General features: G+C 41.4%; 15 protein-coding genes, 1 tRNA gene and 1 riboswitch. Of the genes, 5 read left to right on the top strand and 11 right to left on the bottom strand.

The features are described from left to right. Window positions 1-73 precede the first annotated feature (73 nt). Window positions 74-535, top strand: a complete 462-nt coding sequence (locus P2G54_RS06295; RefSeq protein ID WP_275869297.1) for a CBS domain-containing protein — start codon at window positions 74-76, stop codon at window positions 533-535. Between the two features lie 36 nt (window positions 536-571). Here the strand turns inward: P2G54_RS06295 and P2G54_RS06290 are convergent, their stop codons facing one another. The 4 genes from P2G54_RS06290 to P2G54_RS06275 all read right to left on the bottom strand — a co-directional run bounded on the left by P2G54_RS06290 (window position 572) and on the right by P2G54_RS06275 (window position 4,175). Further along, window positions 572-1,744: a PLP-dependent transferase gene (locus tag P2G54_RS06290; protein ID WP_275869295.1), complete on the bottom strand. Its 1,173-nt coding sequence runs from the start codon at window positions 1,742-1,744 to the stop codon at window positions 572-574. A gap of 105 nt (window positions 1,745-1,849) precedes the next feature. After that, window positions 1,850-1,950, bottom strand: a riboswitch (SAM riboswitch). A 62-nt stretch (window positions 1,951-2,012) separates the two neighbouring features. Beyond that, a complete protein-coding gene (pth, locus tag P2G54_RS06285; RefSeq protein WP_275869293.1) occupies window positions 2,013-2,573 on the bottom strand; it encodes an aminoacyl-tRNA hydrolase in 561 nt (186 codons plus the stop codon). Between the two features lie 74 nt (window positions 2,574-2,647). Next, entirely contained in the window at window positions 2,648-3,223 is a 576-nt protein-coding gene (locus tag P2G54_RS06280) for a 50S ribosomal protein L25/general stress protein Ctc (RefSeq protein WP_275869291.1), read from the bottom strand. Between the two features lie 25 nt (window positions 3,224-3,248). Next, complete coding sequence (locus P2G54_RS06275; RefSeq protein ID WP_275869289.1) at window positions 3,249-4,175, bottom strand: ribose-phosphate pyrophosphokinase; 927 nt, start codon at window positions 4,173-4,175, stop codon at window positions 3,249-3,251. Window positions 4,176-4,429: 254 nt separating this feature from the next. Here P2G54_RS06275 and P2G54_RS06270 point away from each other — a divergent pair, with 254 nt between their 5' ends. Further along, complete coding sequence (locus tag P2G54_RS06270) at window positions 4,430-7,129, top strand: M14 metallopeptidase family protein (RefSeq protein ID WP_275869287.1); 2,700 nt, start codon at window positions 4,430-4,432, stop codon at window positions 7,127-7,129. 122 nt (window positions 7,130-7,251) lie between these two features. Then, window positions 7,252-7,968 carry an EcsC family protein gene (locus P2G54_RS06265; protein ID WP_275869285.1) on the top strand — a complete coding sequence of 239 codons (717 nt, stop codon included), beginning with the start codon at window positions 7,252-7,254 and terminating at the stop codon, window positions 7,966-7,968. A 29-nt stretch (window positions 7,969-7,997) separates the two neighbouring features. On the opposite strand, the gene P2G54_RS06260 is transcribed toward P2G54_RS06265, so the two are convergent. Beyond that, a tRNA-Gln gene (locus P2G54_RS06260) sits at window positions 7,998-8,070 on the bottom strand. Window positions 8,071-8,378: 308 nt separating this feature from the next. Here P2G54_RS06260 and P2G54_RS06255 point away from each other — a divergent pair. Continuing rightward, window positions 8,379-8,624, top strand: coding sequence for a hypothetical protein (locus P2G54_RS06255; RefSeq protein ID WP_275869283.1), 246 nt, complete (start codon window positions 8,379-8,381; stop codon window positions 8,622-8,624). A 55-nt stretch (window positions 8,625-8,679) separates the two neighbouring features. On the opposite strand, the gene rplI is transcribed toward P2G54_RS06255, so the two are convergent. From rplI to P2G54_RS06235, 4 genes are all read right to left on the bottom strand, one after another. Continuing rightward, window positions 8,680-9,123, bottom strand: a complete 444-nt coding sequence (gene rplI / locus P2G54_RS06250; protein WP_275869281.1) for a 50S ribosomal protein L9 — start codon at window positions 9,121-9,123, stop codon at window positions 8,680-8,682. Between the two features lie 39 nt (window positions 9,124-9,162). Beyond that, window positions 9,163-9,414 carry a 30S ribosomal protein S18 gene (gene rpsR, locus P2G54_RS06245; RefSeq protein WP_026955569.1) on the bottom strand — a complete coding sequence of 84 codons (252 nt, stop codon included), beginning with the start codon at window positions 9,412-9,414 and terminating at the stop codon, window positions 9,163-9,165. After that, window positions 9,414-9,782, bottom strand: coding sequence for a 30S ribosomal protein S6 (rpsF, locus tag P2G54_RS06240; protein WP_275869274.1), 369 nt, complete (start codon window positions 9,780-9,782; stop codon window positions 9,414-9,416). Before rpsF ends, rpsR begins: the two co-directional genes overlap by 1 nt. A gap of 151 nt (window positions 9,783-9,933) precedes the next feature. Then, window positions 9,934-10,863, bottom strand: coding sequence for a hypothetical protein (locus tag P2G54_RS06235; protein ID WP_275869272.1), 930 nt, complete (start codon window positions 10,861-10,863; stop codon window positions 9,934-9,936). Between the two features lie 22 nt (window positions 10,864-10,885). On the opposite strand from P2G54_RS06235, the gene P2G54_RS06230 reads away from it, so the two are divergent. Further along, window positions 10,886-11,473: an SAM-dependent methyltransferase gene (locus tag P2G54_RS06230; RefSeq protein WP_275869270.1), complete on the top strand. Its 588-nt coding sequence runs from the start codon at window positions 10,886-10,888 to the stop codon at window positions 11,471-11,473. Here P2G54_RS06230 and P2G54_RS06225 read toward each other — a convergent pair. Continuing rightward, the gene (locus P2G54_RS06225; RefSeq protein ID WP_275869268.1) at window positions 11,467-12,246 is read right to left on the bottom strand and encodes a class I SAM-dependent methyltransferase; all 780 of its coding nucleotides are present in this window, start codon (window positions 12,244-12,246) and stop codon (window positions 11,467-11,469) included. The genes P2G54_RS06230 and P2G54_RS06225 overlap by 7 nt on opposite strands. 1 nt (window position 12,247) lies before the next feature. Next, window positions 12,248-12,634 (bottom strand): Co2+/Mg2+ efflux protein ApaG, encoded by a 387-nt coding sequence (gene apaG / locus P2G54_RS06220; RefSeq protein WP_275869266.1) that lies wholly within the window; start codon window positions 12,632-12,634, stop codon window positions 12,248-12,250. Window positions 12,635-12,640: the final 6 nt, after the last annotated feature.

Here is a 12,640-nt window from a genome sequence, read left to right as displayed (position 1 = left end):
ATTTTTTATGGGTTTATATTTTTTAAAATAAGATAAAATCAGTATTTTTTATTTCACTTTAAATCTTTTGGCTATGGTAAAGAGTTTTCAAGGGGTTCGAATGGCTCCGCCAAAAAAGTCCCCAATTCAGCATATTTTGGTTGAGGATTACATGAGTACTAACTTGATTACTTTTCATCCTGAGGATTCAATTGAACAGGTTTTTGAAATTTTTTCCAAAAGAAAGATTTCAGGAGCACCTGTTGTTGATGAATCAGGAGCTTTGGTTGGAATAATTTCGGAGGTAGACTGTCTGAAAGAAATTATAAAAGGGAAGTATACCAATACGCCCAAATTCCCCGCCAAGGTGAAAGATCACATGTCAACGGATGTATTAACTATGTCCCCGGATTTGTCTCTTTTTGATGCCGCTGGCCAATTTTTGGAATTTAAAATCAGAAGATTTCCAGTATTAAGAAATGGCAAACTGGTCGGGCAAATTAGCCTAAGTGATGTGATACGGGCTTTTCCTAAACTCAAACAAACCACCTGGTAGAGAAAAAGGGCCGGATAAAAATCATCCGGCCCTTTTTTATTTCGATTTTTCGAGTGCTTGCTCTATGTCTTTGATAATGTCATCGGGATGTTCCAGTCCTACAGAAAGACGAATCAATCCATTTGTGATTCCAACCCTTTCCCGCTCCTCTTGGCTTAATTTGCTATGGGTAGTGGATGCAGGATGGGTGATAATGCTTCTGCTGTCCCCAAGGTTTGCTGTGATGGAGATCATTTCGAGTTGATCTATAAAACGTTGGGCGCGGGCAACTCCTCCTTTGACGGTCAGAGTAACAACTCCTCCTCCTTGACTCATTTGTTTGACGGCAAGATGATGCTGAGGGTGTGAGCCTAAGAAGGGGTATTTTACGTCCTCCAAATGCCGGTTTCCTTCAAAGTGCTCCGCTAGGGTTAATGCGTTTTGGCAATGGCGGTCCATTCTTACGCCGAGAGTTTCCATGCTTTTGGAGAGAATCCAAGCGTTAAAAGGGGAGATGGCAGGTCCAGTGTGTCTGGTGAAGAACTGCACCTCTTTGATCAGTTCTTTTTTACCGAGAATTAAACCCCCAAGCACTCTGCCTTGGCCATCTATGTATTTAGTTGCGGAGTGGGTAACAATATGTGCCCCCCATCTTGCCGGCTGCTGTAAATAGGGAGTTGCAAAGCAGTTGTCAACCACCAAAATCAAATTATAGGCTGCTGCGAACTTTCCTGCCCACTCAAGGTCGATGATTTCTAACCCTGGATTGGAAGGAGTTTCAATAAATAGCATTTTGGTATTGGGCTGTACCAGCTTGTCCCAATTTTCATAACCCGAGATATCCCCGTAAGTGGAGGTGATGCCCCATTTTGGGAATACTCTGGTCAACAATTGGTGTGTAGAGCCAAAAAGAGAGCGAGCAGCCAACACATGATCCCCTTGCTGAAGAAGGGAAGCAATACTTGCAAACATGGCAGCCATTCCGGAAGCTGTAGCAATCCCGTCTTCAGTACCCTCAGCAGCACATACCTTTTCGATAAGGTCTGTGGAATTGGGGTTCGCATAGCGGGAATAGATATTTCCCTGTAGTTCTTCTGCAAAAGTTGCCCTTGCCTCTTCTGCCGAATCAAAGGTAAAACTGGATGTTAGGTAAATCGGTGCAGAATGTTCCTTTTGGTTGGAACGGGAAGAACTGATTCTGATGGAGTTTGTCTCGAAATGTTGGCTCATGTCGGTATAGGTTTGATTTAAAATTTCTGAAAATCAGACAACTAAAAGAAAATCAAACCTGAAAGCGGAACCGAACTAAAAAGAGGATTCTTGTTTAATAAAGCCAATTTATAATTCCCGCAAGGGTAGGATTTGGCACCTTTCCCATATTCGGATGGTTGCCAGAGGGTCATCGAGCCTATTCTCTCGCCTCTTCTTTATAAATCAGTCGCCTGAAGTTCTACAAAGAAACGGGCTGCTGAGTGTATTTCCAAATTAATAATCCGACTCAGTCATTATACTGGGTCATGGTTTGGGCTATTCCAATAGTGCAAAAGCCAAGAATCATATCGATGGCTTTGTCCATTAGCTCAGGAAGTTGATCGAATTCTTCTTGGCTGAATTTGCCCAGTACGTAATCAACCTGTCTTCCTTTTGGAAAATTGTCCCCGATTCCCATTCTAAGCCTTGGATAATCCTGCCCTCCTGTAAGTGCTTCTATGTTTTTCAAACCATTGTGACCAGCGGCACTTCCTTTGGCTCTCATCCTGAGCTTTCCAAATGGAATGGCAACCTCATCCACAATCACAAGGATGTTTTCCTTTGGAATGCCAAGTTCTTTCATCCAGTAATTGACGGCCTTCCCACTCAGGTTCATGTAGGTGGTAGGCTTGATCAGGTGAATTACCCTTCCTTTATGCTTGAATTCTGATTTGAATGCCAAGCGATCACTTTTCCAAGATGATCCAACCTTATCTGCCAGTCGATCTACAGTCAGGAAGCCGATATTGTGTCGGGTCAGTTCATATTCGGGGCCTATATTACCCAGGCCAATGATCAAGTATTTCATTTGGGGTCTTTAAATGGGGTAAAATAAAAAATCCTGCCCTTTTATGGGCAGGATTAATTGAGTTTGGGAAGAAATTAACCTTCAACTTTTTTGCCTCTGAGTGCTCTTGGAATACCAATAGTCACAACAGATACATTAGGGCTGGTAAGGATTTCAAATCCTTCAGGCTTAAGTTCTCCAACTTTGAAGGACTTACCCAAGTCAAGGTTTCCAATGTTCACTTCCACAAAATCAGGGAAGTTTTTGGCCAAACCTTTTACTTTCAAGGATCTGGTTTTCAATTCAAGCTTACCACCCAAAGCAATACCTGGGGAGTTACCAGTCACTTTAACCGGAATTTCAAATTTGATTGGCTTGTCTTCAGTATAAGCCATGAAATCTACGTGAAGTAGGTTTTCACTTACTGGATGAAACTGAGCTTCTTTCAATACAGCTTTTACGATAGTTCCTTCGATGTTCAATTCCACAAGGTGAACTTCTGGAGTGTAGATCAAATCACGGAACAAAATAGCTGGACTGTAGAAGTGAATTTGTTCAGGAATTCCAGGGCCGTAAACTACGCAAGGTACGTTTCCAGAATCTCTGATTTCGTTCAGACTTGCACTGTCGAGATTTGCTCTTTTAAACCCTATAATCTCAAGCGTTTTCATATGTATTTGTTTTTAAAATTGGTTCTTAAATAAACAAGGAACTAATAGAAGTGTGACCTGTTACCGCATGGATTGCTTTGGCAAATAGATCCGCTACTGTCAGTACTTTAATTTTTGAGGAGGTCTGCTTCAAAGGGATAGTGTCAGTTATCACTAACTCCTGTAGCACTGAATTTTCGATGTTTTCATATGCCTTCCCGGACAATACCCCGTGAGTGGTGATAGCCCTAACGGATTTGGCTCCTTTTTCCATGATGATTTCTGCGGCTTTGCACAGCGTACCTGCTGTATCTACCAAGTCGTCAACCAGAATGACATCTTTTCCTTCAACATCCCCGATTACCTGCATTGAGGCAATTTCGTTGGCTCTCTTTCTGTGCTTATCACAGACTACCATCTCTACTTCAAAGTGCTTGGCATAAGACCTAGCTCTTGAAACACCGCCCATATCCGGGGCTGCGAAAATCATATCCGGTAGGTTCAGTGAACTCAAATAGGGTGCAAAGATAGCTGATCCATTCAAATGATCCAATGGGATGTCGAAAAATCCCTGGATTTGACCAGCGTGCAAGTCACAGGTCATGATTCTATCGGCACCTGCAGAAGTCAGCATATTGGCGATCAACTTTGCTGCGATGGAAACTCTTGGTCGGTCTTTTCGGTCCTGTCTTGCATACCCGAAATAAGGTATAACTGCGCAAACCTTGTAGGCACTTGCTCTTTTGGCAGCATCGATCATCAAGCAAAGCTCCAAAATACTATCACTTGGAGGAGTGGTGCTTTGTATGATGAAAACGGTACAACCGCGGATGGATTCGTTGAAGCTTGGAGACATTTCTCCGTCGCTAAATTTTGAAAGGGTGACATCACCTAGGTTTTTCCCGTAGTTTCTAGCAATTTTCTTTGCTAGGGTTTCGCTGTTCGAACCGGCGAATATTTTTACCTCAGACATGTATGGAAGATTTACAGGGGTAGAATTGATAAGGATTCGGGAACAAAAGTAATAATTTTTATCGGGAAGCTATTAGGGATGGATGGGAATCGAAATTTTCTTTTGGTAAAAAATTCAACTCCAAATTCGTTGATTGTCTTAAATCTCCGATCCTGTAAAAAAACAGAGGCTGAAAGTACTAGTCACAGGATCCCCTTTTTTTTAATGCTATTTTAGAAGGACACTTTGTAAAAATTACCACCAAATTTTACCCTATGAAAATTCGTTTCATTCATCTGGTGTTTTTGTTGGGGCTTTGGACTTCGGTACTTCAAGCCCAAACAGTCCCTACACCAAAATCGCATTTTGGCTTTGATATCGGAGACGATTACATGTTGGCCAATTTTACCCAGACAGAAGCCTACTTCAAAAAAGTCGCTGAGGCTTCCGACCGGGTTAAAATGATGAGCATAGGAAAAACCGAATACGGTAGAGAGCATCCTATGCTGATTGTCACCGCTCCCAAAAACTTTCAAATGCTCGAGCGATACAAGGAGATTTCCCAGACCTTAGCAAGAGCTGAAATCACTCGAGAAGAGGCTGAAAAGCTGGTAGTGGAAGGCAAGCCCGTCGTTTGGATAGACGGGGGATTGCATGCCAATGAGGTAGTAGGTCCACATCAACTTACCGAGACGCTGTATCAACTGGCTTCCAGAGAGGATGCTGAAACACTGAAAATTCTTGACGAGGTCATCATTCTTTTGGTGCATGCTAATCCTGACGGCATGGAGATCATGTCTGATTGGTACATGAGAAAAGAAGATCCTACAAAACGGGATCAGAATATTCCCATTCTATATCAGAAGTATGTTGGTCATGACAATAACCGGGATTTCTACATGAACAACATGAGCGAGGCTACCAATATTTCCTTACAGCAGTATGTGGAGTGGATACCTCAGATTATTTACAATCACCATCAATCCGGTCCTGCTGGGACTGTGGTGGCAGGACCTCCTTACCGAGATCCATTCAATCATGTGTTTGATCCATTGATTATTACGAGTTTGGATGCGGTTGGGGCTGCAATGATCAACCGGCTTCATCAAGAGGATAGACCAGGTTATACCCGGTTGGATGGATCGGTGTTTTCCACTTGGTGGAATGGAGGTCTACGTACAACTCCATATTACCACAACCAAATTGGAATTTTGACCGAAATAATTGGAAACCCTACCCCATCAGAGGTTCCTTTGGTACCAGAAAGATTGATCCCCAACAACGGTACGCCTTACCCTATTACCCCTAGGGAATGGCATTTCAAAACCTCCATTGACTATTCGGTTTCCTTGAACTACGCGATTTTGAATCATGCTGTAAGGCATGGAGATGAATTGCTTAGAAATATTTACCTAATGGGAAGAAGGTCTATAGAAAAAGGACAAAAAGATACCTGGACTTTCTATCCCAAAAATGCTCAGGCTATTGAGGATGCTTATCAAGCTGCAAGAAAGGATGGTAAAGTAGAGGGAAATAATCGGAGAGGTATTCCAACAGAATTCTTTGATCAGGTTTATAAAGATCAAAACAGAAAAGACCCGTATGGGTATATTCTGTCGGCAGACCAGCCTGATTTCCCAACAGCAATCAAGTTTTTGAATGCGTTAATCAAATCAGGGATCTTGGTGCATAAAGCGTCGGAAGATTTTGAGGTAAATGGCAAAAAATATCCTTCAGGATCATATATCGTAAAAACTGCCCAGGCATTCCGTCCCCACGTGATCGATATGTTTGAACCTCAGGATCATCCAAATGACTTTTTGTATCCGGGAGGACCTCCAATCAGACCTTATGATGCTGCCGGATGGACATTAGCATTCCAGATGGGGTCCGAAATAGACCGGATTATGGAAGATTTTGACGGGCCTTTTGTGCCTGTCCCGTACGGCGAGATTCAAAACCCACCGGCCAAATCCCTTGCAAATGGATCCGGTTACTTGATTGATGTAAGGGGAAATAACAGCTTTATGGCTGTGAATGATCTTTTGAAAGAAAAAGTGAAGGTGTATAGAATCCAGGAATCTATGAAAGGACTTCCAGAAGGGTCTTTCTTTGTAGGGTCATCTGGTAAAAAAGTTCTCGAAAAAGCCGCAAAAGAATACGGTGTCTATGCAGTTCCTGCATCCATGCCAAAAGGTGCCAAGGAAATCAAACCTTCGAGAATTGGTCTATTTGATTATTATGGGGGCTCTATGCCTTCGGGCTGGGTTAGATGGATGATGGAACAGTTCCATTTCGAGTATCAGCTGGTCTTCCCTCAAGAAATCGACAAAGGAAATTTGAATGAGAAATATGATGTGCTGTTGTTTATTGGGCCAGGAATTCCCGGCGTGGAATCATCTTATTCCCGCTCTCAGCCTAAGGCAGAGGAGATTGATCCAAAATATCAAGGAATGTTGGGGAATATAACCAAGGAGAAATCCATCCCTCAATTGAAGTCCTTTTTGGAGAAAGGTGGAGAAATCATTGCGGTTGGTGCGGCTACACAGCTTGCCTACCATTTGGATTTGCCGGTTCACGATGCTTTGGTGGAAATGAATTCCGAAGGAGAGGAAGTTGCTCTAAGTGGAGAGAAATATTACATCCCGGGCTCTGTTTTGGAAATGCATGTAGACAATACTCAGCCAATAAATTATGGGATGGGAGAGACTTCTTATATCATGTTTAACCGTTCTCCAGTGTTTAAACTCGATCCTGATGCGGCTTTGAAAGGAGTGAAGGCGATTGCTTGGTTCGGAGAAGAAGAGCCTCTGAGAAGTGGATGGGCTTGGGGACAGGCTTATTTGAAAAACGGAGTGACTGCTTTTGAAGCCCAAGTAGGCAAGGGGAAAGTTTTCGCCTTTGGACCTGAAATCACTTTCCGAGCCCAGTCTCATGGAACATTTAAAATGTTGTTTAATGGCTTATATAAGTGAGAACAAGAGATATTAAAGAGAGAAATCCTGCCAGTGATGGCAGGATTTTTTATTTTCAAGTCAAAGCAGACCCTCATGGGAGGATTGGAGTAAAAAGTCTAGAGAGCAGCGAATAAATTGAGATGGATAATTACCAAAACTATATTAATGCGGAATTGACTTCATGGCTTTATCAAATGAAGCGCCCTCCTTCTTTAGGCAGCAAAATTGCCCATGGGGTACAGGGGAAAATTAACCAATGGATTCCAGAGAAAATCCACCAAGTGGTGACGGTGGCAATAGAGAACATGGTTAAGGCTGTTTTAACCGGGTCCTCTTGGATTGTTCCTAAGCCTGATGAGTCAATGCCTTATAAAGTCCGTGAATTCAAAATCAGGAATAGAATCAAATGGTATCGCAATACGGCTTCAGTTGAGGGGGCTGTGACTGGTGCTGGAGGGATTTTACTTGGCTTTGCGGACTTTCCTGCATTCCTGACAATAAAGATGAAAATGCTCTTTGATATAGCAGCATTGTACGGGTATGATACCAAAGATTACCAAGAGCGTCTTTTTTTACTTTATGTTTTTCAATTGAGTTTTTCGAGCCAGAAGCGGAGAAATGAATTGATAGCGTTGATCGAGAATTGGGAAGATTATCGGGAGACTTTACCCAAGAGTTTTGATGAGTTTGATTGGAAGACTTTTCAGCTCGATTACAGGGACTACATTGATTTGGCGAAACTCGCACAGCTGATTCCTGTGATCGGTGCAGGAGTAGGAGCAATTGCCAATTATAGGTTGACTGAGCAACTTGGTAAAAATGCAATGAATGCTTTCCGACTTCGGGGATTAAAATAACAAAAAGCCCTCTTGAGGAGGGCTTTTTGTTGATCCACTAGGGCTCGAACCTAGACTCTTCTGAACCAAAATCAGACGTGTTGCCAGTTACACCATGGATCAGTATGTGTCAAAAGCGCTTTCGCTTTCTTTAAAGTGTCACAAAGGTAGAATCCTGCTTCTTTTTTTCCAAACATGCTCCCAAAGTTTTTTAATGTTTCCTTTTAACCCCTTGATTCAAAGCCTAAAAATCCTTCATGGGGATTTTGCTTGTTTGGATTGTTGTCTTATTTATTCGTGTATTAAAAAATAGCCCATGAAATCGATTGAAAATTGCGATTATGGTAATTTTAAATCAATTATGTTGTAAAATTGAAAATATATAAGCAGTTTTGATCAAAATATTTGAAAACGCCAAATTTTATTTATTTATGCAAATTGAAAAATTAGAGAAAACAGTTGATGAAGCTGTTCAGAAATTGGAGAAATTAAAATTGGGTGGTTCCTTGGCTGAGGAGCTTACTTGGTGTCTTGGAAGCTACAAGAATGACCAAAACCCAGTTGGCTTACAAGAGAAATGCAAAGTCGCTGTTGAGCTTTTTAAAGAGGCCCGCGAGAAAAACAGCCGTGCTGTATCAAAGAAATTGGTGGAGGACTTGGAGAAATTCTTGGCCTAATAAGAAAAAAAAAGCTCACTTTTCAGTGAGCTTTTTTAATGTATTGTTTTGGGGATTATTCACCCACAACTACAAATTTCACGTTTGTTTTTACTTCTCTGTGAAGGTCAACCTCAGCAGTAAATTCTCCTGCACCTTCTACTGGTGTGTTGATGGAGATTTTTTTACGGTCGATGTTGAACCCTTGAGTTGCCAAAGCATCAGCAATTTGAAGGGTAGTTACTTTACCAAAGATTTTTCCTGATTCACCGATTTTGGCTTTGATTTCAAGAGTAACTTCAGCAAGTTTTGCTGCAATATTTTCTGCCTCAGTCTTGATTTTTTCAGCTTTATGAGCAGCCTGCTTGATGTTTTCAGCAAGGATTCTTTTGTTGGAGCTGGTTGCAAGAACTGCGAAACCTTGAGGGATCAGGTAGTTACGGCCGTATCCTGGCTTCACATCTACCAGGTCATTTTTATATCCAAGACCTTTGATGTCTGTTTTTAATATAATTTCCATTAGTAATGATCTTTTTTGATTGAACGATACAAGACCGAATTATTTCAAACCATCGGTTACGAATGGCAACAAAGCCAAATGTCTTGCTTTTTTAACAGCCTGAGCAACTTTACGCTGATATTTCGCAGAGTTTCCAGTCAGTCTTCTAGGAAGGATTTTTCCTTGCTCATTGACAAACTTCAACAAGAAATTAGGATCCTTGTAGTCAATGTACTTAATGCCGTGCTTTTTGAATCGGCAATATTTTTTCTTGATTTCGCCTCTGTTGATTGGCTCGTTGAATAGTGTCATTAGGCTTGCTCCTCCTTAGCTTCAGCTTTTTTGTTAAACTCTCCTTTTCTTCTTCTTTCGGCATAAGCAATTGCGTGCTTGTCCAAAACAGTAGTCAAGAATCTCATCACTTTTTCATCACGTCTGAACTCAAGTTCAAACTTGCGGATGATGCTAGGATCGGCCTTGAACTCAACCATCACATAGAAACCAGTTGTCTTTTTGTCAATAGCATAAGCCATTTTCTTCAGACCCCAGTTTTCCACATTGATTACATCTGCCCCCTCTTCTTTTAACAAGTTCACGAACTTGTCGACAGTATCCTTCATCTGAACATCAGACAAAACGGGAGTTAAAATGAATACCGTCTCGTAATTTCTTTGGAACATTTTTTAATGTGTTTAAGGAATTTGAATAAACAGACCGCAAAAGTAGGGGTAATACTTCTGTTTTCCAAACAACTGTCCGATTGCATTGCGGGAATGCACATAAAAAAACCTCTCAAAAAGAGAGGTTTCCAAGATTGTCGGTTGGCTGGGATTATTTCACGGAGAATGTTTGTGATCCCACTTGGTAATTGTCCACAAATATCCTTACCTCATGCTCTCCAGAGCTATATTCAGAGCCTTTTTCATAAAAGAAGGTCAGGGTTTCCCCTAAATTGTCAAAAATGACATCTTGCTTGACTGTGTAGAACTGCTCCGCTCCGTTAACTGTAAAGGTCCCAGAACCTTTTGCCACGTCGAAAATAGGTTGTGAATTTGGTGCTAGAATCTGTACATATACATTTCTGGGGCCTTTTTCCGCTACTTTATTGTCTGCAAAGTTGAAACTCACCTTGATACGCTCCATCTGCCGGTTTCTGAAGTCCCTGCTGGTTTCAATCCGCTCTCTTCCTCTGGAGTTTATGGCAGCAATGGCAATGTTCTCTGCTTTCAACATGGAGGCTACATTGACCTTTGCCTGAAGATTTTCCTTTTGAAGGTTCAATTGAGCCACTTCTTCCTCGATTTGGGCCTGTGTACTTTTCAAATCTTGGTTTTCGGCATAGAGCTGCTGGTTCATGGCTCTCAACTCTAGTATTTCCTGATCTTTTTCCTCAATTAGCGTATTGTAATTGTTGATCTTTTCATTGAGTGCGGCAATTTCGGCGGAAGATCGTTGTCTTGACGTGTTTCTTTCTGCTATCAGCTGGTCTCGCACATCTTCCAGCGCCTGAATATCTCCTCCGAGTTTTTCAATTTCCTGTATTCTCAGATTCAATTGATAGGTCATGGAGTCCAACCTTTGATTTAATTCATTGTTTTCTGAAGAAAGCAAAAGGATTTCCTCTGTTTTTTTGGTTCTATCTACATAGTCTGTATAGAGTTTTATCCCGCTAATGATGACCAAAAGAATCAGGACAATGATCAGGATGTTTTTTCCCTGGTTACTAGGTTGACCGGAATCTTTTTTAAAATTTGTGTTCATGTTTTGTTTTATCTAGGGCAAGATGCTTGTAAATCTGAATGAAGATTTTTGGACCCAACGGTATCTTCAAGGGAAAACCGGTTGGGATATTGGTTATCCTTCTACTCCCTTATTGCAATATTTAGACCAAATTGAAAATAGTGGTTTAGAACTCCTGATTCCGGGAGCAGGCAATGCTCATGAGGCTGTTTACGCTTTTCAAAAGGGTCTGGTCAATACCCATATACTCGATATTTCAACTATCCCTTTGGAAAATTTTCGAAGACGCTTTCCGGATTTTCCAACTCGGCAGATCCACCATCAGAATTTTTTTGATCATCTTGGATCTTATGACTTGATTCTGGAGCAGACGTTTTTTTGTGCGCTCGATCCTAGTTTAAGACCTGCTTATTGCGAAAAAATGAAATCCTTGTTAAAACCTTCCGGAAAGTTGGTGGGCGTGTTGTTTGATCGGGATTTTGAACAGGATGGACCTCCTTTTGGTGGAAGTCTCTTGGAATACCAGGCCATATTCTCCTCCTATTTCAAAGTCCAGGTTTTGGAAGCTTGTTATAACTCAATTCCCCAAAGGACAGGAACTGAGGTATTCCTGATTTTGGAAAATCAGTAATCGAGAACAAAGTGGGCTTTTTCTTCGGAGTGGTGAAAAAGCAAGATTCCACATTCAAAAAAATCAAGGCTCAAGCTTACTTTAGGGTGTTTTTTGATTTGGTCCCAAGCTTTGTTCATTTCTGAAGACCAATGAATATCCCCAATGGTAATGATGGATCCGGAATCAATTTTTGGTAGAAGCAGTTCGAAGAAAGCAACAGTACTGTCGAAAGTGTGGTTGGCATCTATCAGTGCAAAATCCACAGTTGTAGTTTGTGATAAAAAACTAGGTAATGTTTGGTGGATATTCCCTTGAATGAATTCGATATGACTGCTTTTTAAGCTTTTTTTAGCTACAGTAATTAAGTTAGTCGAACCCTCAAAACTAAAGATTTTGCCTTTTGTGACCTTACCAAGATACCTAGTGGTGATTCCCACACAGGTGCCAAGTTCCAGAACAGTTTTTGCAGGTGTAAGGCTGCAGAAATACTGATAAAGCTGAGCGTATTTTCTGGGGCTGGTACTGAAGCGGGCTACTTTAGATATTCTCCTAATACGTTGGGGTACTCGTTTCGAACCGGCACCCAAATCCTGGATCTCAATTTCTAGGGTATTCTTCAACAGGGATTCTCGAAACTGCTCAATTTCCAAGTCGTCAGATTGTCTTTCCCTTCGGAATTTTTTTAGGTTTTGATAGAGTTGAAATAGGAAGGGGCTTTGCAAGGAATAATGGTCTTCTTTGAGAAGCCAATATTTCAAATAGGCAAGGAAAGGATAAACTCTGGAAAGCAAATCAATTATGAAAGATTGTTGCGATCATCTGGAATTCGGGAACAACAACTTCCAGCATTTTTCCGTCAAATAGCTTTTCCATCATGTAAAAACCTCTCATTTTGCCCAGACCAGACTTGAGGTTGCATCCGGAAATGTAGCTATGTGATTCTCCGGGTTCCAAAATAGGTTGCTGACCTACTACGCCATCTCCTTCGACAATTTTCATGTCTTCGGCAGCGTCAAAAATTTCCCATTTTCTCCTAAGAAGCTGAACTGTGTGGGGACTTTTGTTTTCAATGTTTACTTTGTAGGTGAAAACAAAATGGTGCTGATTCGGGCTGGAAAATTCTGCCTGATAGGTTACTTCTACACTGACTTGTATTCCTTCCGTAACAGCTGTTACCATAATTCA

The organism is Algoriphagus sp. CAU 1675 (assembly GCF_029222925.1).
Taxonomy (GTDB): domain Bacteria; phylum Bacteroidota; class Bacteroidia; order Cytophagales; family Cyclobacteriaceae; genus Algoriphagus.
The sequence above is the reverse complement of the archived record's forward strand: the minus strand, read 5'-3'. Positions and strand labels throughout refer to the sequence as shown.

Excerpts from the sequence above, each read along its gene's own strand:
- P2G54_RS06295 (WP_275869297.1), top strand. The coding sequence starts at position 74 with ATGGTAAAGAGTTTTCAAGGGGTTCGAATGGCTCCGCCAAAAAAGTCC.
- P2G54_RS06270 (WP_275869287.1), top strand. The coding sequence starts at position 4,430 with ATGAAAATTCGTTTCATTCATCTGGTGTTTTTGTTGGGGCTTTGGACT.
- rplI (WP_275869281.1), bottom strand. The coding sequence starts at position 9,123 with ATGGAAATTATATTAAAAACAGACATCAAAGGTCTTGGATATAAAAAT.
- rpsF (WP_275869274.1), bottom strand. The coding sequence starts at position 9,782 with ATGTTCCAAAGAAATTACGAGACGGTATTCATTTTAACTCCCGTTTTG.
- P2G54_RS06275 (WP_275869289.1), bottom strand. The coding sequence starts at position 4,175 with ATGTCTGAGGTAAAAATATTCGCCGGTTCGAACAGCGAAACCCTAGCA.
- P2G54_RS06265 (WP_275869285.1), top strand. The coding sequence starts at position 7,252 with ATGGATAATTACCAAAACTATATTAATGCGGAATTGACTTCATGGCTT.
- P2G54_RS06290 (WP_275869295.1), bottom strand. The coding sequence starts at position 1,744 with ATGAGCCAACATTTCGAGACAAACTCCATCAGAATCAGTTCTTCCCGT.
- P2G54_RS06235 (WP_275869272.1), bottom strand. The coding sequence starts at position 10,863 with ATGAACACAAATTTTAAAAAAGATTCCGGTCAACCTAGTAACCAGGGA.
- P2G54_RS06230 (WP_275869270.1), top strand. The coding sequence starts at position 10,886 with ATGCTTGTAAATCTGAATGAAGATTTTTGGACCCAACGGTATCTTCAA.
- rpsR (WP_026955569.1), bottom strand. The coding sequence starts at position 9,414 with ATGACACTATTCAACGAGCCAATCAACAGAGGCGAAATCAAGAAAAAA.
- P2G54_RS06255 (WP_275869283.1), top strand. The coding sequence starts at position 8,379 with ATGCAAATTGAAAAATTAGAGAAAACAGTTGATGAAGCTGTTCAGAAA.
- pth (WP_275869293.1), bottom strand. The coding sequence starts at position 2,573 with ATGAAATACTTGATCATTGGCCTGGGTAATATAGGCCCCGAATATGAA.
- P2G54_RS06280 (WP_275869291.1), bottom strand. The coding sequence starts at position 3,223 with ATGAAAACGCTTGAGATTATAGGGTTTAAAAGAGCAAATCTCGACAGT.
- apaG (WP_275869266.1), bottom strand. The coding sequence starts at position 12,634 with ATGGTAACAGCTGTTACGGAAGGAATACAAGTCAGTGTAGAAGTAACC.